Source organism: Pseudomonas baetica, from assembly GCF_051216495.1.
Classification (GTDB): Bacteria; Pseudomonadota; Gammaproteobacteria; order Pseudomonadales; family Pseudomonadaceae; genus Aquipseudomonas; species Aquipseudomonas baetica_B.
Window position 1 is genome coordinate 39,015 of sequence record NZ_JBPKAM010000034.1, and the last position, 22,622, is coordinate 61,636.

Below are 22,622 nucleotides of genomic sequence, written 5' to 3' on the forward strand. Positions count from 1 at the left end.
CAGGTCAGCGGTGTGGTTGAATCAATTGGCACAGCTTGGCCGTCGCTTCGACCATCTGCCCGCTCGGGCGCTCCAAGCCTTTGTCGGTCACCAGCAACAATTGCTTGTTCGCCACGGCCGCCACCTGCGGCCACACCATCCACGCATCGAGCTGCGCCTGATCGCCGGCCAGAATCACCTCGGGGTTGCGCTGCAAGACCGCCTCAATGCTGATTTGCGGTGCCGGCAATGTCAGATCGGCAAACACGTTGCGCACACCGCAGACGTCCAGCGCATCGCTGATGATTTGCCCGCCACCAACGGTGTACAGCGGTCGATCCCAGACTTGATAGAACACCCGCAATGGCTGATCCCGCCGATAACGCTGGCGTAGCTCAGCCAGCCGCTGGCGCAAATTGTTGGCCAATACGACGCCACGCTCGGGTCGACCGAGTTGCGCGGCAATCGCTTCGATCTGTGCGGTGAGTTGGGCAAAGTTGTGCGGTTCGGCGACGAACGTGGGGATGTTCAAGCGCTGGAGCTGTTCGCGCTGCGCCGGACCCACGCTGCCGGGCCATAGCAACAGCAAATCGGGTTTCAGGCTGAGCAGGCGCTCCATGTCCAATTGGCCGTAGCGGCCAACGGACGGCAGGTTCTGCAGTTCGGCAGGACGCTCACCGGCATCCAGAACACCGACCAAAAGGTCGGCTGAACCCAGCTCGACAACGATTTCCGAGAGTGAGGGCGCCAGACTGACCACCCGCTCGACGGCGGCGGCCGAACCACTGACGGCCAGCAGCAAAAATGCCAGCCAGACAGGACGCATCAACCGAGTTGACGCGGAATACGGTAGAGGTAGAACAGCACCGCCGTCGACAGCGCCAACAGCATCAACGGCACGGCTTCGAGGCCGACAAACACCGCCAATGCACCGATCCAGGCCGGCAGACCGGCAACAAGAAACGCCGTGCGTCGCTTGGCGGCCAGGTTGATCCACGCGGCGGGTTCTTCAGGGGTGTCGAGGGCTTTCTGGGTGGCAATCAACGCGTGTTTGTAGCGGCCAAAGAACTTCAGGCTGACAAACATCGACGCAACGCCGGCGATGAACAACGGCATCGCCAGCACCGGCAGAATGGCTTCTCCCTGGCCGAACACACCGTTGATTACGAACAGTGGCAACAAGGCCAGCGCCAGGTATTGCCACCAGTTGACGGACAGTCGCCGCCGAACTTGGCCGCGAGTCACGCCCGGTCTACCTCGCCCTGATGCTCATTGCCCATCATGTGGTCCAGTTTGCTGGCCTTGGTCGCCAGGTACAGCTTGTTGTGCGGGTTGTGCCCGGTGTGCAACGGCACGCGCTCGGCGACGACGATGCCCATATCGGTCAAGGCTTTGACCTTGCGCGGGTTGTTGGTCATCAGGCGCAGGGATTTCACACCCAGATGTTCCAGCATCGGCAGGCACATGGCGTAGTCACGCTGATCAGCGGCGAAGCCCAGGCGCTCGTTGGCTTCAACGGTGTCAGCGCCGCCATCCTGCAATTCGTAGGCACGGATCTTGTTCAGCAGGCCAATGCCACGGCCTTCCTGGCGCAGGTACAGCAACACGCCGCGACCTTCACGGGCGATGGCCTGCAACGCGGCCTCCAGTTGCGAACCGCAGTCGCAACGCTGGCTGAAAAGGGCATCGCCAGTCAGGCATTCGGAGTGCAACCGGCCGAGTACCGGGGCACCGTCGGCGATCTCACCCAGGCTCAGCACAACGTGCTCGCGGCCAGTAGCTTCATCGAGAAAGCCGTGCATGGTGAATTGCGCAAAAGGCGTTGGCAGCTTGGAAGCGGCGACAAAAACGACAGGCACCGGTGTGCTCCTGATCTAAAAGTCTGAAGATTCGCAGGACGGCATTGTAACAGCAGGTTCCGACAGGCGCTTAGGCTGAATTATCGGCGATAACTATCAAAAAGTTTGATATCCGCTTCACTTCAAGCCCTTGTGGGAGCGAGCCTGCTCGCGAATGCGGATTGTCAGGCGAGGAAAATGGTGACTGACAGACCGCTTTCGCGAGCAGGCTCGCTCCCACAGGGTTAATCATCAGCGGTGAAAATGGTGGTCAGTTTGATTCAAATGGATAAGGCTGCTTCCAACGCTCGAAGATCGGTTTCAACTCACCGCTTTTCACCAACGCCTCCATGCGCTCGTCGAACAACGCCATCAACGTGCGCGCCTGGGGCGTCTTGGCAAAACACAGGTACAGCGGTAATTCCGCGATATGCGTGCGGCGCAGCTGGGACGGATCCTTGGCCCGGTTGAGGACGTAATCGACCTCGGTCAGCGCATCGATATAGAAGTCGGTACGGTTGTGGGTCAGCATCGAAACGATCCCGGTGCGCCGGATCACTTCGTCGTAGTGCCGTATGTTAGGAAGATAATCCTGGTAATCGTAGCCACGGACCCACGCCAATCGATAATTGCCCAGGGTTTCCGGGGTCGGTACCGGGCTGCTGGCCAGCCCCAGGGCATAGATATGATCGGTATCGAAATTCCAGTGCGGGTACAGCAGCTCAGCGGACTCGTCGCGATAGGAGCCGACGCAAGCGTCCACTTCGCCGCGCTCGGCCAGGCCCATTGAACGCAGGTAAGGCTCGGTGCGAATGTCCAGCTTGACGCCCGCCGGTTCGAAGACCTTGCGCAATACGTCCCAGCCCAGCCCATGGCCATCGGCTGCGGTGTAGTCTTCCCATTCTTCGCTGGCCAGGTGAATCACGGACGGCGTCGTTGCAGCTTCCTCTGCCTGTACAATCGAGCAGAACAAGGCGAACACCATCACCATCAACCCGCGTCGAGCCATCCTTAGTTCTCCCAGTTGAAGCGCTCCTGCTTATCGCCCCATGACCACTCCGGTCAGGCGAAAATCCACACCAGTCCCTGCATCGCCAACCAGGCAAACACCCCGGCCAGGACGTCATCGAGCATGATCCCCACGCCGCCGTGTACATGCCGGTCAACCCAGCGAATCGGCCACGGCTTGAGAATATCGAAGAAGCGGAACATCAGGAAACCTGCCAGCAACCACTGCCAACCTTCCGGCACCAGCCACAGGGTGATCCACATCCCGACCATCTCGTCCCAGACGATGCCTTCGTGGTCGTGCACACGCAAATCGTCGGCCACTTTGCCACACAGCCAGAAGCCGAACAGCATGGTGACGCCCAGCATCAGCCAGTAACCCCAATCGGGCAACATTTGCCATAGCGGGATAAAGGGTAGCGCAACTAACGACCCCCAGGTGCCCGGTGCCTTTGGCAAGGTGCCCGAGCCGAAGCCGAACGCCAGGAAATGCCATGGGTTGTGCCAGACCGACGGCGGTACGTTTTCCGCCGGGACCTGCTTGGGATGGTCTGTCACGGTGTCTCCCGAAAATGTTGATAACCCCGGATTTGCGGGGTGATGTCTTGTCCGTCGGCATCCAGCAGCGTCACGCCCTGCCCCCTCACAACGCGTCCGATCACATGGATCGGCCAACCGTCAGCCAGCAAGGCCGGCAACTCGACGGACGGTAGGGTGAAAGCCAGAACGTAATCATCGCCGCCACTGAGCGCGGCATTTTGTGCGCCCGACTGACCGAGGAACGCGACCAGGGCCGTCGACAGCGGCAAGCGCTCGCGCTCGACCTGCAGGCCGACGCTCGATGCGAGGGCGATGTGCCCGCAATCGGCGAGCAAGCCATCGGAGATATCCAGCGCCGAAGTCGCCTTGCCACGCAACGCCTGACCCAACGCCAACTGCGGTTGCGGCGACCAGTAATGCGCCAGCAACGGGTCGGCGATGATCGCTTCGGCGCTTCGCTGGCCCAGCACCAGCGGCAACGCCCCGGCCCCATTGCCCAACTCGCCACCGACGCATAATAAGTCACCCGGCTGCGCACCGCTGCGGGTCAACGCCAGACCGCCCGGCACCCGACCGAACACGGTCATGGTCAGGCTAAGCGGCCCGCGAGTGGTATCGCCGCCCACCAACGCGACCCCGCAGCTCCGCGCCATGAGGTTCAAACCACGGGCATAGGCTTGCAGCCAATCGGTGGTCACCGTCGGCAAGGTCAGGGCAAGGGTAAAGGCAACAGGGGTGGCGCCCATGGCGGCCAGGTCGCTGACCGCTACAGCCAGCGAGCGCTGACCGAGCAGAAACGGGTCGCAAGGGTCTGCGAAGTGCACACCGGCCACGAGGGTGTCGGTGGAAATCGCCAACTGTTCCCCCGGGGGAACAGCCAGCAAGGCGCAGTCATCGCCAATGCCGAGGGCAACGCCTTCGCCGCCCTGCGCACAGGGCGCGGCGGCGAAGAAATTGCGGATCAGCTCAAACTCGCCCATGGCTTCGTGCGGACATTACAAGCGCCGATCAGCGCTTGAACGCCTTCACTTCAGCTTCACGCAGGCGCGGGGCCAGCTTGTCGAGCACACCGTTGACGAACTTGTGGCCGTCGGTGGAACCGAAGACCTTGGCCAGTTCGATACCTTCGTTGATCACAACGCGGTAAGGCACGTCGACGCGCTTGAGCAGTTCCCAGGTGGACAGGCGCAGAACCGCCAGTTCAACCGGGTCGAGCTCGTCGATGGCCAGGTCCAGGCATGGCACCAGGGCGTTGTCGATTTCGGTACGGTTGGCCGGAACCCCGTGCAGGATTTCGCGGAAGTACGCACCATCAACATCAGTGAAATCGTTGTCGACCCGGAACTGCGCTTCGATCTCGTTCAGCGACTGCTTGGCCATGTGCCATTGGTACAGGGCCTGAGTCGCGAGCTGACGGGCTTCGCGACGCTTGGCACTTTTCGATGGCTTGCCGGCATCCGCAGGCTTGGGATCGCGCGGGTTGAAACGATCGCTTTCGTCGCTAATCACTTGGCCTCCAACTGCGCCAGCAGGCTGACCATTTCCAGAGCGGACAGGGCAGCTTCGGCACCTTTGTTACCGGCCTTGGTGCCGGAACGTTCGATGGCTTGCTCGATGGAATCAACGGTCAGGACGCCGAAAGCGACCGGTACGCCGAACTCCATGGACACCTGGGCCAGGCCCTTGGTGCATTCGCCCGCCACGTATTCGAAATGCGGAGTACCGCCACGAATGACCGCGCCCAGGGCGATGATTGCCGAGAATTCGCCTTTCTGAGCGACTTTCTGCGCAACCAGCGGAATTTCGAAGGCGCCAGGGGCGCGGATGATGGTGATGTCGCTTTCGCTCACGCCATGGCGAACCAGGGCATCAACTGCACCGCTGACCAGGCTTTCAACGACGAAGCTGTTGAAACGGCCCACTACCAGAGCGTAGCGGCCTTTAGGGGCGATGAAGGTACCTTCGATGGTCTTCAGGGTCATTCGATAGATCTCTTAAAGAGCCGGGACGCGTCTTCTACGCGCCCCTCAGTGATTTTTTAACCGCGAATGCAGGGCCGGAAACAACCGGTCATTATTCGGAGGGCACGTATTCTACAACTTCCAGATCGAAACCGGATATCGCATTGAACTTCATCGGTGCCGACATCAGGCGCATTTTGCGCACGCCCAGGTCCCGCAGGATCTGCGAACCGGCACCCACGGTGCTGTAGGTGGTCGGTTTTTTCACGGCCGCGTGATCGGCGGTTTCGCGAATATGCGCCAGCAATACATCGCCATCCAATGGGTGACCGAGCAACAGCACTACGCCGCTGCCGGCCTCGGCAACCGCGGACATAGCGGCGCGCAGGCTCCAGCGGCCCGGTTGCTTGACCATCAGCAGGTCGCGCAGCGGGTCCATGTTGTGCACGCGCACCAGGGTCGGTTCTTCGGCGCAGATGTTGCCCAGGGTCAGGGCCATGTGCACGTCGCCTTCCACGGCATCACGATAGGTCACCAGGTTGAATTGGCCCAGTTCGCTGTCCAGAGGCTGCTCGGCAATCCGCTGAACGGTACGTTCGTGGATCATCCGGTAGTGAATCAGGTCGGCGATGGTGCCGATCTTGATGTTGTGTTCGGCCGCGAAGGCTTCCAGTTCGGCGCGACGGGACATGGTGCCGTCGTCGTTCATCACTTCGCAGATCACACCGCTCGGCTCGAAGCCAGCCATGCGCGCCAGGTCGCAAGCCGCTTCGGTATGACCGGCACGGGCCAGGGTGCCACCGGCTTGGGCCATCAGCGGGAAGATGTGGCCAGGGCTGACGATGTCTTCGGCCTTGGCATCACGGGCGGCCGCCGCTTGCACGGTGCGCGCGCGGTCAGCCGCGGAAATGCCGGTGGTCACGCCGGTAGCCGCTTCGATCGATACGGTGAACTTGGTGCCGAAACCGGAACCGTTGCGCGGCGCCATCAACGGCAGCTTGAGCGTTTCGCAGCGTTCGCGGGTCATCGGCATGCAGATCAGGCCACGAGCGTGCTTGGCCATGAAATTGATGTGTTCGGCCTGGCAGCACTCGGCGGCCATGATCAGGTCGCCTTCGTTCTCGCGGTCTTCGTCATCCATGAGGATGACCATCTTGCCTTGGCGGATGTCTTCAACCAGTTCTTCGATGCTATTGAGCGCCACAAGGCACCCCCATTCTTTTAGAAATTGAGTTTCAGGATTTGAGATAGCCGTTGGCGGCCAGAAAGCTTTCGGTAATGTTGCTGCCAGCTGTTGGCTCTGCGGCCTTGTCACCCAACAGCAGGCGCTCCAGGTAACGGGCCAGCAGGTCCACTTCCAGATTCACCCGGCGACCCGGCTGGTACGACGCCATGATGGTTTCGCTCAGGGTGTGCGGAATGATCGTCAGCAGGAACTCGGCGCCATCGACCGCGTTCACGGTCAAGCTGGTGCCGTCGACGGTGATCGAGCCTTTATGGGCGATGTACTTGGCCAGTTCTTTCGGAGCGCGGATACGGAACTCCACCGCCCGAGCATTTTCGGTGCGGGCAACCACTTCGCCCACGCCGTCGACATGGCCGCTGACCAGATGCCCGCCGAGGCGAGTGGTCGGGGTCAGGGCTTTTTCCAGATTGACCGGGCTGCCGCTCTTCAGGTCGTTCATGGCTGTGCAGTCGAGGGTTTCACGGCTGACGTCCGCCGCGAAGCCATTGCCCGGCAATTCAACGGCAGTCAGGCACACGCCGTTGACCGCGATGCTGTCGCCCAGTTTGACGTCGCTCAGGTCGAGCTTGCCGGTTTCTACATGGACCCGCACATCTCCGCCTTTCGGGGTCAATGCACGGATACTGCCGATGGATTCGATGATGCCGGTGAACATGGGGTTCTCCTCGAGAACAGGGCCAGCGCTATAGCAATGGCCAAGAATTATACGCTCGCCGCTCAGTCAGCGTGAGAGCGTAGCGAGCGAAGGAAAGACAAGGCAAAAACAGGCAAGGAAGCGGAGTTTACGGATTGTAAATGAGCATTCCGAGCCTGTTTTTAACGCAGTATTTCCGAGCGTAGTAGCTCTCACGGTGACTGAGGCAAAGGAATGGCAGTGACTCGCCAATCATCGCCCACCGCGCGAATTTCGGTGATTTTAAGCTCGGGCGCATCCTTCATTTGCGCGAGCGGCCAATCCAGCAGCGGCCGCGCCGAGGAGCCCAAAAACTTGCCGGCGATGAAAATCTGGAATTCATCGACCAACCCGAGCTGAGCGAAAGCACCGGCGAGCCGTGGACCGGCCTCGACCAACACCTCGTTGACGCCACGGTTGGCGAGTTCGACCAGTAATTGATGCAAATCGACCTGGCCATCGTAGCCCGGCACGATCAGGCACTCCGGACCGTTGGCGTACTGCTCTTCTACCGCCATGCACGTAGCAACCAGCGCCGGTCCCGCCTTGAAGAACGGTGCATCCAGCGGCACGCGCAGGCGGCCGTCGACCAGCACACGCAGCGGCGGCCGGCTCATCGCCAGCGCGGTTTGCTCGGCATCCAGCCCCAGCTCATCGGCGCGCACGGTCAAACGGGCATTGTCGGCCAACACTGTATCGGCCCCGGTCAGCACCACGCTGGCCTGGGCCCGCAAACGCTGCACCGCCGAACGCGCCGCCGGACCGGTGATCCACTGGCTCTCGCCGCTTTCCATCGCCGTGCGACCGTCCAGGCTCATGGCCAGCTTGACCCGTACGAACGGCAAGCCATGTTCCATGCGCTTCAGGAAACCCTGATTGAGCTTGCGCGCCTCGCCTTCCAACACGCCGCTTTCGGTAACGATCCCGGCCTGCTCCAGGCGTTGCAGACCGCGACCGGCGACTTCCGGGTTCGGGTCCTGCATCGCCGCAACGACCCGTGCCACGCCGGCATTCACGAGCGCGTCAGCGCAAGGCGGTGTGCGGCCGTGGTGGCTGCAAGGCTCGAGGGTCACGTAGGCTGTGGCGCCACGGGCCAGTTCACCGGCAGCGCGCAGGGCGTGGACTTCGGCATGGGGTTCGCCAGCGCGAACGTGCCAGCCCTCGCCGACAATCTGCCCGTCACGCACGATCACGCAACCGACTCGCGGGTTGGGGTGGGTCGTGTAATGGCCGTGGCGCGCCAGCTCCAGCGCGCGAGCCATGTAATGGGCGTCGAGGATGGCAAGCTCTGCAGGCGTGGTCATTCTTTCTCCGGCTCCCGTGCCAGGCGATCGATCTCTTCGCGGAACTCGTTGAGGTCCTGGAAGCGGCGATACACCGAAGCGAAGCGGATGTAGGCGACTTCGTCGAGCTTTTTCAGCTCGGTCATCACCAACTCACCGACCACGAGGGATTTGACCTCGCGCTCGCCGGTGGCGCGCAGTTTGTGTTTGATGTGCACCAGCGACGATTCGAGGCGCTCGACACTCACCGGGCGCTTCTCCAGCGCACGCTGCATGCCGGCGCGGAGTTTTTCTTCGTCGAACGGCTGGCGACTGCCGTCGGTTTTGATCAGGCGCGGCAACACCAGTTCAGCGGTTTCGAACGTCGTGAAACGTTCGCCGCAGGCCAGGCATTCACGCCGGCGGCGCACCTGTTCGCCCTCGGCGACCAGACGCGAGTCGATGACCTTGGTGTCGTTGGCACCGCAGAAGGGACAGTGCATGGTGGCAGGCAACAAAAAAAGGGAGGGCCATGGTAGCGCATCCCGGTGGCAAGACAAGCCATAGGGTTTGCGGTATACAGACTGGCTATATATGGACTACACCCTGCTGGAGCCGTAAATGTCCCCAAGACCGCTCGTTTTGCTTAGTCTTTTCAGCCTGTTGGTGGCCTGCAGCAGCGATGCCCCTCAGCCCCAGCCGCCGACGCCCGGCCCCGCGCCGCAACAAGCGCAGAAGAAAGCCAGGGAATCGGCCAACCTCGGTCCGTTGCCGGCCTATCAGCGTGAACTGAGCGGTACATTACAAGGCGTACCAGACGGTGCCGAAGTCGAACTCGCGCTGCTGGTGATCGATGAAAAAGACCGCCCGCAGCAACTGCTCGCCAGTGCCAATCTGATCGGCACCAATCAAGTGTTGCCGTTTCACCTGCGCTTCAACCCGGACGCCTTTCCGGCCGGCGCACGGGTTGAACTGCGCGGTCGCGCCAGTCAGTCCGGCCAGTTGATCCTGCATCTGCCGTCGCAACTGATTACCCAACCCACCACCCAGGCACTGGGCCAACTGCAATTCGTCAAAGCCCCATGAACACACCGCTCGGCCTGCAACAGGCGTTGAGTGAACTGCTCGGCGATGCGCGACTGGTGGCCTGCGACCTGCCGGACACCGACCTGAAGTTGTGGCTGATCGACGGCGACAACATGGACCGCGCCTTCAGCCCGGAAGAAACCCGGCGCATTCTGCATGAGCCGCCCTATTGGAGTTTCTGCTGGGCCAGTGGTTTGGCGGTAGCCCGCTACCTCGCCGAATTCCCCGAGTGGGTCAAAGGCAAGCGAGTGCTGGATTTTGGCGCTGGCTCCGGGGTGGCCGGGATTGCCGCGGTGAAGGCCGGGGCGCTGGAAGTGGTGGCCTGTGACCTCGATCCGCTGGCCATTGCGGCCTGCCGGGCGAATGCCGAACTCAATGACGTACAGCTCAATTACTCGACGGATTTCTTCGCCGAGGCCGATCGCTTTGATTTGATCCTGGTGGCGGACGTGCTGTACGACCGGGCGAATCTGCCATTGCTCGATGAGTTCCTCAGTCGCGGCCGGGAAGCGCTGGTGGCGGATTCGCGGGTACGGGATTTCCGTCATCCGTTGTATCGGCGTATTGAAATGCTGGAGGCCATGACGTTGCCGGATCTGTGTGAGCCGGAGGAATTTCGGCATGTGAGCCTGTACCATGCGCGTCGCTAGTCAAAAGCTTCGCGAGCAGGCTCGCTCCCACAGTTGATCAGCGTCATCCCTAGTGGGAGCGAGCCTGCTCGCGAAGGCGTCCTGTCAGGCAACGTACACCTCGCTTCCGGCCACACCCCACCAGGCCGTATAGTTGCCCCATTCACGCTCCCAAGAGATCCCCCATGAGTCAGCAAACGCCGTACATCTTCGACGCCACGACTGCCGATTTCGACCAGTCGGTGATCGAGAACTCTTTCCACAAACCGGTGCTGGTGGATTTTTGGGCCGAATGGTGTGCGCCGTGCAAAGTGCTGATGCCGATGCTGCAGACCATCGCCGAGAGTTATCAGGGCGAGTTGCTGCTGGCCAAGGTCAACTGCGACATCGAGCAAGACATCGTCGCCCGGTTCGGTATCCGCAGCCTGCCGACCGTGGTGCTGTTCAAGGATGGCCAACCGGTCGATGGTTTTGCCGGTGCGCAACCGGAATCGGCGGTACGTGCGCTGCTTGAGCCTCATGTACAGATGCCACCACCGGCCGCCGCCGATCCGTTCGAACAGGCCCAGGCGCTGTTCGATGACAGCCGTTTCGCCGATTCCGAAGCCATCCTCAAAGTGCTTCTGGGCGAAGACAACACCAATGCCAAGGCACTGATCCTTTATGCTCGCTGCCTCACTGAACGCGGTGAACTAGGGGAAGCGCAAGCCGTACTCGACGCGGTCAAGACCGATGAACACAAGGCCGCCCTGGCCGGTGCCAAGGCGCAGATCAAATTCCTGGGCCAGGCCAGGGACTTGCCGGATGCCGCCGACCTCAAGGCCAGGCTGGCGAAAAACCCGCAGGACGATGAAGCGGTCTATCAACTGGCAGTCCAACAATTGGCCCGCCAGCAGTACGACGCGGCGCTGGATGGCTTGCTCAAGCTGTTCATGCGCAATCGCAGCTACAGCGAAGGTCTGCCACATAAAACCTTGCTGCAGGTGTTCGAACTGCTGGGCAATGATCACCCGCTGGTGACCACGTATCGTCGCAAGTTGTTTGCTGCGTTGTACTGAACACCCTCTGTAGGAGCCGGCTCGCTGGCGATGGTGATCTCAAGAACGCCATCGCCAGCAAGCCGGCTCTTACGGTTATTCGATCCAGCGGTAGATCGGCGTATCCCCGCCGCTCTCCACCTTCACGTCCGCGCTATGGCGCAAGCGCACCAACAGGCGCTTGCCCGATGCCGCGTTGCCGGTCAGTCCTTCCAGTTGCTCCAACAGATCCGGCCCGCTCAATTGCCCGGCCTTGCGCAATAAATCCCTGGCGATCTTCCACAGCGCATCATCCTGACTCACGGATTTGGCCGGCGCTGCACTGACTTCGGTTTTCTCCACCTGTATCTGTGCACCCAGCCGCGCCCAATCGGCGTCATCCATCTCCAGCGTCAAATCCACCGGCCAGTCGCCGATACTTCCGCGAATTCGCAACATAGGTCTGCTCCGCATATTTCCTCACTGGCATGCTCCCATGGGACTTGTGCAACGCCAAGCAGACAGTCAAACTCTCCGCACTTACGTTATAAGATTACATAACATTTTTTTCATGTTGCTTTTTGGAGACTCGTCCATGCGCCGTCTGCTGCTCGCTTTGCCGTTTGCCTTGTTGCCACTGGCTGTCGCCCATGCGGCAGACGAGCATGATCATGACCATGAGCACGGCAGCCTCGGCGCCCATGAACACGGCGTTGGGCGCTTGAACGCAGCGCTGGACGGCCAGACCTTGGAGCTGGAACTGGAAAGCCCGGCGATGAACCTGGTGGGCTTCGAACATGCCGCCACCACCGATGCCGACAAGGCCAAGGTGGTCGCAGCCCGCACTCAGCTCGAAAACCCGCTGGCGCTGTTCAACCTGCCAAAGGCCGCGGGCTGCGTGGTGGCCCGTCAGGAACTGGAAAGCCCGTTGTTCGGCGATAAATCGGACGATGATCACGACGAAGACGCCAAGGACGAGCATCACCACGACCACAGCGAAATCCACGCTCATTACCAGTTCACCTGCGCCACACCCGGCGCACTGAAAACCCTGGATCTGGCGAATATTTTCAACACGTTCCCGGCGACCCAGAAAATTCAGGTACAACTGATCGGCCCGAGCGGGCAACAAGGGGTTGAAGTGACGGCCAAAGCTGCTTCCCTCAAATTCTGAATTCACCCTCGATCCCCTGTAGGAGCGAGCCTGCTCGCGATGGTCGTGAACAAAAACACGGCCATCCTGAATGAACGCGGCGTCTGTGCGTTTTTCGCGAGCTGGCTCGCTCCTACAGGGGAGTCACCACCCACCTGACCGGTTACACATGACCCAAGCACTCATCGAACTGTCCGACCTGGACTTCAGTTGGCCCGGTCACCCGCCGTTGCTGGATATCCCGGCCTTTCGCCTGGAGCCAGGGGAAACTTTGTTCCTCAAAGGCCCCAGCGGCAGCGGCAAAACCACCCTGCTCGGCCTGCTCGGCGGTGTGCAGAAGCCTGATCGCGGCAGCATTCGCCTGCTCGGCCAGGAGCTGACGGAACTGTCAGCCGGCGCCCGCGACCACTTCCGCGTCGATCACACCGGCTACATCTTCCAGCAGTTCAACCTGCTGCCGTTTCTGTCGGTGCGCGAAAACGTCGAACTGCCCTGCCATTTCTCGAAACTGCGGGCCGAACGGGCAAAACAGCGCCATGGCAGCGTCGATAAAGCAGCCGCAACGCTGCTCGCTCATTTGGGGTTGAAGGATGAACACATCCTCAGTCGCCGCGCCGACTCGCTGTCCATCGGCCAGCAGCAACGGGTCGCCGCTGCCCGCGCACTGATCGGTCAACCGGAGCTGGTGATCGCCGACGAGCCAACCTCCGCCCTCGACTACGACGCCCGCGAGAACTTCATTCGCCTGCTGTTCGCCGAATGCCGAGATGCCGGGTCGAGCCTGCTGTTCGTCAGCCATGACCAGAGCCTGGCACCGCTGTTCGATCGCCACCTGTCGCTGGCCGAACTCAATCGCGCCGCCACGTCCGCAGAGGTCTGAGATGTATTTGTTTCGTCTAGCCATGGCCAGCCTGGCTAATCGCCGCTTCACCGCGATTCTCACCGCGTTCGCCATCGCTTTGTCGGTCTGCCTGCTGCTGGCCGTGGAACGGGTGCGCACCGAAGCCAAGGCCAGCTTCGCCAGCACCATCAGCGGCACCGACCTGATCGTCGGTGCACGCTCCGGTTCGGTGAACCTGCTGCTGTATTCGGTGTTCCGCATCGGCAACGCCACCAACAATATCCGTTGGGACAGCTTCGAACATTTCGCCAGCAACCCGAAGGTGAAGTGGGCAATCCCGATGTCCCTCGGCGACTCCCATCGCGGTTATCGCGTGATGGGTACCACCGAAGCCTATTTCGAGCACTACCAGTACGGTCGCCAGCAGCATCTGGAGCTGGCCGATGGCCGCGCTTTCGCCACCGATCCGTTCGAAGTGGTGCTCGGCGCCGAAGTGGCGGATGCGCTGCACTACAAGCTCGGCGACAAACTGGTGCTGGCCCACGGCGTGGCGGCGATCAGCCTGGTCAAACATGACGACAAGCCGTTCACCGTGGTCGGCATTCTCAAGCGCACCGGTACGCCGGTGGACCGCACGCTGCACATCAGCCTTGGCGGCATGGAAGCGATTCACATCGACTGGCACAACGGCGTACCGGCTCGCGGCAATGGCCGGGTCAGCGCCGATCAGGCGCGCAACATGGACCTGACGCCACAAGCGATCACCGCGTTCATGCTTGGCCTCAACAGCAAGATTTCAACCTTTGCCCTGCAACGTGAAATCAACGAATTCCGTGGCGAGCCCATGCTGGCGATCCTGCCGGGTGTGGCACTGCAAGAGTTGTGGAGCCTGATGAGCACTGCGGAAAAAGCGTTGTTCGTGGTGTCGCTGTTCGTGGTGCTGACCGGGTTGATCGGCATGCTCACGGCGATTCTCACCAGCCTCAACGAACGCCGTCGCGAGATGGCGATTCTGCGTTCGGTGGGCGCCCGACCGTGGCACATCGCGACGTTGCTGGTGCTGGAGGCGTTCGCGCTGGCGCTGGCCGGTGTGATTGCCGGGTTGGCGCTGCTGTATGTGGGCATCGCCGCCGCCCAAGGATACGTGCAAGCCAATTACGGGTTGTTTCTGCCGCTGGCGTGGCCGAGCGAGTATGAATGGACGCTGCTGGCTGGCATTCTGCTCGCCGCCCTGTTGATGGGCAGCGTGCCGGCCTGGCGCGCGTATCGCCAATCCCTGGCCGATGGCCTGTCGATCCGTTTATGAGGATGTTGAAAATGCGCCGCGCTCTGTTTGCGCTGTTGATGCTGGTCGCCCTGCCGCTGTGGGCAGCCGAGCCGAAAGAGCTGACCTGGTCGGAAATGATCCCACCGGACGCCCCGGCGGAAGTGCCGAACATGACGCCCCTGCACGACCTGTCGAAAATGAGCGATGCCCTGTCCGCCGAATCGGCGCCGGCGGCCAGGCAGGATATGCCCAACGCGCCGGTGGTCAAAGCCCTCGATGGCCAGAACATTCGCCTGCCGGGGTACATCGTGCCGCTGGAAGTGAGCGAAGATGGCCGCACCACGGACTTTCTGCTGGTGCCGTATTTCGGCGCTTGCATCCACGTACCGCCACCGCCGTCGAACCAGATCGTGCATGTCAAAAGCGAAGTGGGCGTGAAGCTCGACGAGTTGTATCAGCCGTACTGGATCGAGGGTGCGATGCAGGTCAAACCGTCCACCAGCGAGTTGGCGGATGCCGGGTATCAGATGGAGGCCGACAAGATTTACCTGTACGAATTGCCGGAGTGAATCCAGTCATTCGTCGTCGCCTGAAAAATAGTCTTCGCGAGCAGGCTCGCTCCCACATTGGAATGCATTCCCCTGTGGGAGCGAGCCTGCTCGCGAAGGGGCCATCGAAAACGCCCTAAAACTGGAGTGATCACCGTTTCCTTGAGCTGAGTCAAAAGTCAGAATCATTAGCCGCCTTACCATTGGACATCAAAATTTCTAACGTCCTTTGGAGCCCCCATGAACAGACCCCTGCTCGGCGCCTCGCTGTTTGCCCTCGCGCTCGCAGCCCCGCTTGCCCATGCTCACCAAGCCGGTGACATTCTCTTGCGTGCCGGTGCGATCACCGTCGACCCCAATACCGACAGTTCCACCGTCAAGGTCGATCAGGGGCCATTGAGCGGTGCCGACCTGGGCGGTAAGGCAACGCTGAGCAGCGACACGCAACTGGGTCTGAACTTCGCCTACATGATCACCGATCATGTAGGTATCGAACTGCTGGCGGCCACACCGTTCGAGCATGACGTCAAACTCAAGGGCACAGCCCTGAGCGCCGCCAACGGCAAGCTCGGCAGCTTTAATCAACTGCCGCCAACCCTGAGCCTGGTGTACTACCCGCTCGACTCCAAGTCCGCGTTCCAACCGTATGTCGGTGCTGGCATCAACTACACCTGGATGTACGACGAACACCTGAGCAGCGAAGCCCGCGCCAATGGTTTCAGCAACTTCAAAACCGAAAACTCCTGGGGCATGGCTTGGCAGGTCGGTGCCGACTACATGCTGACCGACAACATCCTGGTCAACGCCCAGTTGCGCTACATCGACATCGATACCCGCGCGACCGTGGAAAACAACGCCATCGCACCGGGCACCCGGGCACGGGTGAACGTGGATGCGGATCCTTACGTCTACATGGTGGGTGTGGGCTACAAGTTTTAAAGAATGTTCACGTGGTGGTGAACTTGGCCAGGGGGGTACATTGCTCTAAAAGCAATCTCTGGCCACAAAAAAGGCGCCTCTCAAGGGCGCCTTTTTTGTGGGTTTAAAAAACTTAGCGTCCCAGCAGCCGAGCCAGCCCAACGCTCATCGGGGTCTGCTGCGGACGGGTAAAACGCTCCAGCAATCGCCGATTGTTCGCCCGCGAATGGCGGATGTCACCGGAACGCGCCGGGCCGTAGTTCACAGCTGGCAGTTCACCGACGACATCCTTCAGTGCTTCAAGCATTTGCTTGAGTGTGGTCGCCTGGTTCCAGCCGACGTTGACCGCACCGATTTCCACCTGCGGCTTTTCGATAGCTTGCACCAGCAGATCGACCAGATCTTCAACGTAGACAAAATCCCGCGTCTGCTCACCATCGCCAAACACCGTGATCGGCAGGCCTTTCTGCGCCCGCTCACTGAAGATGCTGATCACACCGGAGTACGGCGAGGATGGATCCTGGCGCGGGCCAAAGATGTTGAAGAAACGAAAAATAACCGGCTCCAGGGAATGCTGGCGCCGGTAGAAATCGAAGTAATGCTCGCTCGCCAACTTATCGGATGCATAGGGCGTCAACGGTGCCTTCGGCGTGTCCTCATCAATCGACTCGCCTTCGCCATTGTTGCCATACACCGCCGCGCTGGAAGCAAACAACACACGTTTCACACCGGCCAGGCGCATGGCTTCACAGATATTCAGCGAACCGATGAAATTGCTCTGGTGCGTCTTCACCGGATCGTCCACCGATGCCTGCACCGATGCCACCGCCGCCAGATGCGCCACAGCACTGCAACCGGCCATCGCCCTTGCCACCAGCGCAGCATCGGCGACGTCACCGACGATCAATTCGATCCTGGGATTATCCAGCGGCAGGTTGCTGCGCTTGCCAGTGGACAGGTCGTCGAGCACTCGCACCGAATGGCCCTTGGCGAGCAAGGCGTCGGTCAGGTGCGAACCGATGAAACCGGCACCGCCGGTGATTAAAACGGGGCCGTCAGCCATGGCGGTAGAACCTGTCCAGTAAGCCGGGAAGCGCGGCACGCCAGGCGCGTGGTTTGATCCCGAAGGTATGCAGAATTTTCTTGCAGGCCAATACCGCGTGTTGCGGCTCTTCAGCGGCATCCGGGCGCGCGGCGTGGGCCTGGGCGGTCGGCGCTTCGATGGCCAACGGATGCAGCGCGCGCGCCTCGGTGAGAATCGCCTGCCCCAGCGCCAGCGGCGTGGTCGCCTCATGCCCGGCGTAGTGGTAAGTCCCCCACAATGGCGCCGCGCAGTCGAGTTGCTTTAGGACCGAAATGATCACCCGGGCGGCGTCGTCCACCGGCGTCGGATTGCCCCGGCGATCATCGGCCAGCAGCAACTCTTCAGGCTGCTCGGCCCGACCGAGGAAACGTCCAAGGGTACCTTCGGGACTGTCATCGAGCAGCCAGCCAAAGCGCAGCAACACATGCTGCGGGCAGGTAGCACGCACGCTCTGCTCGATCCGCCACAAAGCCTGACCACGCAGGCCCAGGGGCACCGGCTCGTCTTTTTCGCTGTAGGCGGTGGCACGTGAGCCGTCGAATACGCGATAACTCGAAGGCTGTAGCAAAACGATGTTGTGATGCTGGCACAGTTCGGCCAGGCGCTCGACCGCGCGTTCCTGCCCGGCCAGACGCTGCTCGCTGACCGCTTCGGCCTGGAACCAGTCGAAGTAGTAGGCAAGGTTGATCAGCGCGTCCGGGCGGGTGTCGTCGAGCAGTTGCGTCAGGCTCGCGGCATCCCAACCGTCTTGCGGCGGGCGGGGGGCGAGGAAGCCGATGTCTTCCTCCGCACCGAGGCGAATCAGCGCCTGCCCAAGGGCATTTCCGCCGCCCAATAACATAAGGCGCATTCGCATAGAGTCAGCAGGCCCAGTCTGATTGAAACAATGGGTTAATCGACAACGATGTCGATAGTTGTCGGAATCGTTGCATTTTGAGGGTTTAGTGCGCAACCGTCATCCGTAAAGTGTAGATGCGTGGGGTTTGTGGTGCCTGTACTGGCCCTTTCGCGAGCAGGCTCGCTCCCACAGGGGATTTGTGAACACCACAGGCCCCTTTGTGGGAGCGAGCCTGCTCGCGATGAGGCCCTGAAGGCCGCCAGAGATCCCCCAGCGGTACTTGCATCTTCGGCCCCCCACCCGCATAAATTGCCCCATGAACCTGCCCATCCCCGCAGACAGTGCCCTGGACGGCTTCCATCCCGCCGTCAGCGCCTGGTTCAGCAACACCTTCGCGACGGTCACCGCCGCCCAGGCCCGGGCGTGGCCGCTGATCCGCCAGCGCCGCTCGACCCTGGTCGCCGCCCCCACCGGCTCCGGCAAGACCCTGACCGCATTCCTCGCGGTCATTGACGATCTGGTGCATCGAGGCCTGGAAACCGCCACCGGCCTGCCCGACGAAACCCTGGTGGTCTACGTATCGCCGCTCAAGGCGCTGTCCAACGACATCCGCATCAACCTGCAAACGCCGCTGGCCGGCATCACGGAGCAATTGCGCGCGATGGGCCTGCCCGAATTGCAGATCACCACCGCCGTGCGCACCGGCGACACGCCGCAAAAAGACCGCTCGGCGATGCGCAAGAGCGCGCCGCACATACTGGTGACCACCCCGGAATCGCTCTATGTGTTGCTCGGCTCGGATTCCGGTCGAAAAATGCTTCGCACCACGCGCACGGTGATCGTCGACGAAATCCACGCCATCGCCGGCAGCAAACGCGGCAGTCACCTGGCTCTGAGCCTGGAACGCTTGCAGGCTTTGTGTGTCGAGCCACTGGTGCGCATTGGCTTATCGGCCACACAAAAACCCATCGAATCGGTATCACGCTTTCTGGTCGGTAACGATCGTGATTGCGAGATCATCGACATCGGCCATGCGCGTCCTCGGGATCTGGACATCGAAGTGCCGCCGGTGCCGTTGTCGGCGGTGATGGCCAATGATGTCTGGGAGCTGGTCTACGACCGCCTCGCCGCCCTCGCCCGCGAACACCGCACCACATTGATTTTCGTCAACACCCGGCGCCTGGCCGAACGCCTGAGCCGCCACCTGAGCGAACGCCTGGGCAAGGACGCCGTGGCCGCCCACCACGGTAGCCTGGCCAAGGAGTTTCGCCTCGACGCCGAGCAGCGCCTCAAGCGTGGCGAGCTGCAAGTGTTGATCGCCACGGCGTCGCTGGAACTGGGCATCGACATCGGCGATGTCGACCTGGTGTGCCAGATCGCCTCGCCGCGCTCGATTGCCGGTTTTCTGCAAAGAGTCGGGCGTTCCGGACATCAGGTCGGTGGCACGCCCAAGGGCAGGCTGTTCGCCACCACCCGCGATGACCTCATCGAATGCGCCGCCCTGCTCGACTGCGTGCGCCGCGGTGAACTGGATATTTTGCAGATCCCACAGGCGCCTTTGGACGTACTGGCCCAGCAGATCATCGCCGAGGTCAGTTGCCAGGAATGGCCGGAAGACGCGTTGCTGGCGCAGTTTCGCCAAGCCTCGCCCTACGCCGGGCTCGACGAAAAACACTATCAAGCGCTGCTGCGCATGCTCGCCGAGGGTTACAACGGGCGTCAGGGCATCCGCAGTGCCTACCTGCACCGCGATGCCGTGAGCCGCACCCTGCGCGGTCGCCGGGGCGCAAAATTGACGGCCGTGACCAGCGGCGGAACCATTCCGGACAACGCCGACTACAGCGTATTGCTGGAACCCCAAGGGCTGAACATCGGCAGCGTCAACGAAGACTTTGCCGTGGAAAGCATCGCCGGCGACGTGTTCCAGCTGGGCAATACCTCATACCGGATCCTCAAGGTCGAAACCGGCAAGGTCCGGGTCGAAGACGCCCATGGACAGCCGCCGACCATTCCGTTCTGGCTCGGTGAAGCGCCGGGACGCAGTGCGGAACTGTCATTCGCCGTCGCCCGCCTGCAAGCGCAACTCGATGAGCGACTGGGCGCCACGCCGGGCGACCTGCAACCGGCCTTCGACTGGCTGACCGAGACCCTTGGCCTAAATCGCGCCAGCACCGAGCAACTGCTCGACTACCTCGCCCGCGCCCGCCAGACCCTCGGTGCGCTGCCGTCCCAGGACACATTGCTGATGGAACGGTTTTTCGATGAGTCCGGCGGCACTCAACTGATCATCCATTCGCCCTTCGGCAGCCGCATCAACCGAGCCTGGGGCCTGGCCCTGCGCAAGCGTTTTTGCCGCACGTTCAACTTCGAGTTGCAAGCTGCCGCCAGCGAAGATGCGATCGTGCTGTCACTGTCCACCAGCCACAGCTTCGAGCTGGACGACGTCTGGCGCTACCTGCACAGCAACAGTGCCGAGCACATACTGATCCAGGCCGTGCTTGATGCCCCGCTGTTTGGTGTGCGCTGGCGCTGGAATGCCGGGGTCGCACTGGCGCTGCCGCGTTATTCGGGTGGACGCAAAGTCCCGCCGCAGATCCAGCGCATGAAAAGCGAAGACCTGATCGCCAGCGTGTTTCCCGATCAGATTGCCTGCGTGGAAAACCTCGTCGGCGAACGGGAAATCCCCGATCACCCGCTGGTGGAACAAACCCTCGACGACTGCCTGCACGAGGCCATGGACACCGAGGGCTGGCTGGCCTTGTTGCGGCGCATGGAACAGGGTGAAGTACGCCTGATCAGTCGCGACTTGCCAGCGCCTTCGCCGCTGGCGGCAGAAATTCTCAGCGCCCGGCCCTACACCTTTCTCGACGATGCACCGCTGGAAGAACGCCGTACTCAAGCGGTACTCAACCGCCGCTGGAGCGACCCGCAATCCACCAACGACCTCGGTGCGCTGGACGCTGATGCCATCGCCGCCGTGGCTGCAGAAGCCTGGCCAGCGCCCAGCGGTATCGATGAAATGCACGAGGCGCTGATGAGCCTGGCGTGCATCACCGACGTAGAAGCCCTGGCCAATTCGAACTGGCTCGAGTGGTTGAATGCCCTGGCCGACAGCGGCCGCGCCTGCTGGCTCGACAACGGGTTATGGCTGGCACGGGAACGCCTGACCTGTTTGCAGGCAATTTATCCACATGACGTTTTATGCCCAGCACTAGAGCCTTTACCCGGGTTCAACGAAGTCTGGGAAGCGGATGCCGCCGTGGTCGACGTGATTCGCGCACGACTCGGCGCGTTCGGTCCATTACCGCTGAAGGCGATAGCCGAACCGCTCGAATTACCGACGGCACAGGTCACTCAAGCACTGGCGCAACTGGAACGCGAAGGGTACGTGCTGCGCGGTCGTTTCACCCCGGGTGCCATCGAGGAGCAATGGTGCGAGCGGCATTTGCTGGCGCGGATTCATCGTTACACCGTCAAGCGGTTGCGGCGGGAAATCGAACCCGTGGCATTGCAGGATTTCATGCGTTTTCTGTTCGACTGGCAGCATCTGTCCGTCGCGACCCAGGGCCAGGGCAACGCAATGTTGCCGGCGATCGTCGCTCAATTCGAGGGCTACCCTGCCGCCGCGTCCGCCTGGGACAGCGAGATCCTGCGGGCGAGGATCAAGGACTATTCGGCGAGCTGGCTGGATGATCTGTGTCGCAGCGGCAAACTGGTCTGGACCCGACTCAAGGCGCACAACAAAAGCGCCGGCATAGCCCTGCGCAGTACGCCGATTGTCTTGCTGCCGCGTAATCGAGTCGGGCTCTGGACCGACTTGACCGAGCAGCCCCCGGTGAGCGAGCTGTCGCCCAAAACCCAAAAAGTTTACGAAGCGCTGCGTCAGCACGGCGCGTTGTTTTTCGATGAGCTGGTGCATGAGGCGCATGTGTTGCGCACGGAACTGGAAATGGCCTTGCAGGAGCTGGTAGGTGCCGGGCTGGTGAACGCCGACAGCTTCGCCGGCCTGCGTGCACTGATCACCCCGGCCAGCAAGCGGCAGAGTCGCGGCAACCGACGCGGGCGCGGGGCGTTTATCGGCGGCATGGACGATGCCGGACGCTGGGCTCTGCTGCGACGGGGGACGCCAACGCCGACAGTAGATAACCTGCGACCAGCGCCCACATCGTCCGACACGCTGGAACACATCGCCATGACGTTGCTGCGCCGCTACGGCGTGGTGTTCTGGCGATTGCTGGAGCGCGAGGCGGACTGGTTGCCCAGTTGGCGTGAATTGCTGCGCACCTTTCATCGCCTGGAGGTACGGGGCGAGATTCGCGGCGGGCGCTTTGTCAGCGGCCTGGCGGGCGAGCAATTCGCCCTGCCCGAAGCGATACCGCTGCTGCGCGAAGTGCGACGCCGCCCCCATGACGGCAGCCTGGTCGCAGTGTGCGGGGTTGATCCTTTGAATCTGGCCGGCACTCTGTTACCCGGTGCAAAAGTGCCGGCGCTGGCGAGTAATCGGCTGGTGTATCGCGATGGGTTGCCGGTGGCGGCGGAGATTGCTGGCAAGCCGCAGTTTTGGGTGGACTTGGATCAGCAGGCCATGGCTGAAGTGCGTAGCAAACTGATCCTGCATTGATGCTGTCAGGTACGGCCCCGGGGGGGGGGGGGGGGGGGGGGAACAAGAAAGAGCAGGGGGGGAAAAGCCCAGCGGGAGAAAGGGGGGTACGGGTGGGGGGGGAGAAAAAACAAC

Annotated in this window: 24 protein-coding genes; 9 read left to right on the forward strand and 15 right to left on the reverse strand. The window is 61.7% G+C overall.

From position 1 onward, the window contains the following. Positions 1-4: 4 nt before the first annotated feature. The 12 genes from ACSFE6_RS14300 to nrdR all read right to left on the reverse strand — a co-directional run bounded on the left by ACSFE6_RS14300 (position 5) and on the right by nrdR (position 9,010). Positions 5-805, reverse strand: a complete 801-nt coding sequence (locus ACSFE6_RS14300) for a cobalamin-binding protein (protein ID WP_435428218.1) — start codon at positions 803-805, stop codon at positions 5-7. Then, the gene (locus ACSFE6_RS14305; protein ID WP_435428219.1) at positions 805-1,224 is read right to left on the reverse strand and encodes an MFS transporter; all 420 of its coding nucleotides are present in this window, start codon (positions 1,222-1,224) and stop codon (positions 805-807) included. The genes ACSFE6_RS14300 and ACSFE6_RS14305 overlap by 1 nt, the downstream gene beginning before the upstream one ends. Beyond that, a complete protein-coding gene (ribA, locus tag ACSFE6_RS14310; RefSeq protein WP_044465292.1) occupies positions 1,221-1,838 on the reverse strand; it encodes a GTP cyclohydrolase II in 618 nt (205 codons plus the stop codon). Before ribA ends, ACSFE6_RS14305 begins: the two co-directional genes overlap by 4 nt. Before the next feature lie 250 nt (positions 1,839-2,088). Continuing rightward, positions 2,089-2,826: a substrate-binding periplasmic protein gene (locus ACSFE6_RS14315; RefSeq protein WP_435428220.1), complete on the reverse strand. Its 738-nt coding sequence runs from the start codon at positions 2,824-2,826 to the stop codon at positions 2,089-2,091. A 53-nt stretch (positions 2,827-2,879) separates the two neighbouring features. After that, entirely contained in the window at positions 2,880-3,383 is a 504-nt protein-coding gene (locus ACSFE6_RS14320) for a phosphatidylglycerophosphatase A family protein (RefSeq protein WP_435428221.1), read from the reverse strand. Further along, complete coding sequence (thiL, locus tag ACSFE6_RS14325) at positions 3,380-4,345, reverse strand: thiamine-phosphate kinase (RefSeq protein WP_435428222.1); 966 nt, start codon at positions 4,343-4,345, stop codon at positions 3,380-3,382. Before thiL ends, ACSFE6_RS14320 begins: the two co-directional genes overlap by 4 nt. 28 nt (positions 4,346-4,373) lie before the next feature. After that, a complete protein-coding gene (gene nusB / locus ACSFE6_RS14330) occupies positions 4,374-4,874 on the reverse strand; it encodes a transcription antitermination factor NusB (protein WP_435428223.1) in 501 nt (166 codons plus the stop codon). Further along, positions 4,871-5,347 (reverse strand): 6,7-dimethyl-8-ribityllumazine synthase, encoded by a 477-nt coding sequence (gene ribH, locus ACSFE6_RS14335; RefSeq protein WP_224541369.1) that lies wholly within the window; start codon positions 5,345-5,347, stop codon positions 4,871-4,873. The genes nusB and ribH overlap by 4 nt, the downstream gene beginning before the upstream one ends. A gap of 91 nt (positions 5,348-5,438) precedes the next feature. Next, the gene (gene ribBA / locus ACSFE6_RS14340) at positions 5,439-6,530 is read right to left on the reverse strand and encodes a bifunctional 3,4-dihydroxy-2-butanone-4-phosphate synthase/GTP cyclohydrolase II (RefSeq protein ID WP_435428224.1); all 1,092 of its coding nucleotides are present in this window, start codon (positions 6,528-6,530) and stop codon (positions 5,439-5,441) included. A gap of 31 nt (positions 6,531-6,561) precedes the next feature. Further along, positions 6,562-7,227 carry a riboflavin synthase gene (locus ACSFE6_RS14345; protein WP_223444952.1) on the reverse strand — a complete coding sequence of 222 codons (666 nt, stop codon included), beginning with the start codon at positions 7,225-7,227 and terminating at the stop codon, positions 6,562-6,564. 191 nt (positions 7,228-7,418) lie between these two features. Beyond that, positions 7,419-8,549 (reverse strand): bifunctional diaminohydroxyphosphoribosylaminopyrimidine deaminase/5-amino-6-(5-phosphoribosylamino)uracil reductase RibD, encoded by a 1,131-nt coding sequence (gene ribD / locus ACSFE6_RS14350; RefSeq protein ID WP_435428225.1) that lies wholly within the window; start codon positions 8,547-8,549, stop codon positions 7,419-7,421. After that, complete coding sequence (nrdR, locus tag ACSFE6_RS14355) at positions 8,546-9,010, reverse strand: transcriptional regulator NrdR (protein WP_162634909.1); 465 nt, start codon at positions 9,008-9,010, stop codon at positions 8,546-8,548. The genes ribD and nrdR overlap by 4 nt, the downstream gene beginning before the upstream one ends. A gap of 118 nt (positions 9,011-9,128) precedes the next feature. Between nrdR and ACSFE6_RS14360 the strand changes: the two genes are divergently transcribed. From ACSFE6_RS14360 to trxA, 3 genes are all read left to right on the forward strand, one after another. Next, positions 9,129-9,593, forward strand: a complete 465-nt coding sequence (locus ACSFE6_RS14360; protein WP_435428226.1) for a YbaY family lipoprotein — start codon at positions 9,129-9,131, stop codon at positions 9,591-9,593. Then, entirely contained in the window at positions 9,590-10,243 is a 654-nt protein-coding gene (locus ACSFE6_RS14365) for a class I SAM-dependent methyltransferase (RefSeq protein ID WP_435428227.1), read from the forward strand. Before ACSFE6_RS14360 ends, ACSFE6_RS14365 begins: the two co-directional genes overlap by 4 nt. 164 nt (positions 10,244-10,407) lie before the next feature. Beyond that, positions 10,408-11,280 (forward strand): thioredoxin, encoded by an 873-nt coding sequence (trxA, locus tag ACSFE6_RS14370; RefSeq protein ID WP_435428228.1) that lies wholly within the window; start codon positions 10,408-10,410, stop codon positions 11,278-11,280. Between the two features lie 75 nt (positions 11,281-11,355). On the opposite strand, the gene ACSFE6_RS14375 is transcribed toward trxA, so the two are convergent. Beyond that, positions 11,356-11,697 carry a hypothetical protein gene (locus ACSFE6_RS14375; RefSeq protein WP_435428229.1) on the reverse strand — a complete coding sequence of 114 codons (342 nt, stop codon included), beginning with the start codon at positions 11,695-11,697 and terminating at the stop codon, positions 11,356-11,358. A 136-nt stretch (positions 11,698-11,833) separates the two neighbouring features. Here ACSFE6_RS14375 and ACSFE6_RS14380 point away from each other — a divergent pair, with 136 nt between their 5' ends. The 5 genes from ACSFE6_RS14380 to ACSFE6_RS14400 all read left to right on the forward strand — a co-directional run bounded on the left by ACSFE6_RS14380 (position 11,834) and on the right by ACSFE6_RS14400 (position 15,986). Beyond that, positions 11,834-12,412, forward strand: a complete 579-nt coding sequence (locus ACSFE6_RS14380; RefSeq protein WP_435428230.1) for a DUF2796 domain-containing protein — start codon at positions 11,834-11,836, stop codon at positions 12,410-12,412. A gap of 148 nt (positions 12,413-12,560) precedes the next feature. After that, positions 12,561-13,271 carry an ABC transporter ATP-binding protein gene (locus ACSFE6_RS14385; RefSeq protein ID WP_435428231.1) on the forward strand — a complete coding sequence of 237 codons (711 nt, stop codon included), beginning with the start codon at positions 12,561-12,563 and terminating at the stop codon, positions 13,269-13,271. A gap of 1 nt (position 13,272) precedes the next feature. Then, positions 13,273-14,538, forward strand: coding sequence for an ABC transporter permease (locus ACSFE6_RS14390; RefSeq protein WP_435428232.1), 1,266 nt, complete (start codon positions 13,273-13,275; stop codon positions 14,536-14,538). A gap of 11 nt (positions 14,539-14,549) precedes the next feature. Continuing rightward, the gene (locus tag ACSFE6_RS14395; RefSeq protein WP_435428233.1) at positions 14,550-15,068 is read left to right on the forward strand and encodes a DUF3299 domain-containing protein; all 519 of its coding nucleotides are present in this window, start codon (positions 14,550-14,552) and stop codon (positions 15,066-15,068) included. Positions 15,069-15,287: 219 nt separating this feature from the next. Next, positions 15,288-15,986, forward strand: coding sequence for an OmpW/AlkL family protein (locus tag ACSFE6_RS14400; RefSeq protein WP_435428234.1), 699 nt, complete (start codon positions 15,288-15,290; stop codon positions 15,984-15,986). Between the two features lie 112 nt (positions 15,987-16,098). Here the strand turns inward: ACSFE6_RS14400 and ACSFE6_RS14405 are convergent, their stop codons facing one another. After that, entirely contained in the window at positions 16,099-17,028 is a 930-nt protein-coding gene (locus ACSFE6_RS14405) for an NAD-dependent epimerase/dehydratase family protein (RefSeq protein WP_435428235.1), read from the reverse strand. After that, the gene (locus ACSFE6_RS14410) at positions 17,021-17,905 is read right to left on the reverse strand and encodes a sugar nucleotide-binding protein (RefSeq protein WP_435428236.1); all 885 of its coding nucleotides are present in this window, start codon (positions 17,903-17,905) and stop codon (positions 17,021-17,023) included. Before ACSFE6_RS14410 ends, ACSFE6_RS14405 begins: the two co-directional genes overlap by 8 nt. Positions 17,906-18,203: 298 nt before the next feature. Here ACSFE6_RS14410 and ACSFE6_RS14415 point away from each other — a divergent pair, with 298 nt between their 5' ends. Further along, a complete protein-coding gene (locus tag ACSFE6_RS14415) occupies positions 18,204-22,508 on the forward strand; it encodes a DEAD/DEAH box helicase (RefSeq protein ID WP_435428237.1) in 4,305 nt (1,434 codons plus the stop codon). The last annotated feature ends 114 nt before the right edge of the window (positions 22,509-22,622 follow it).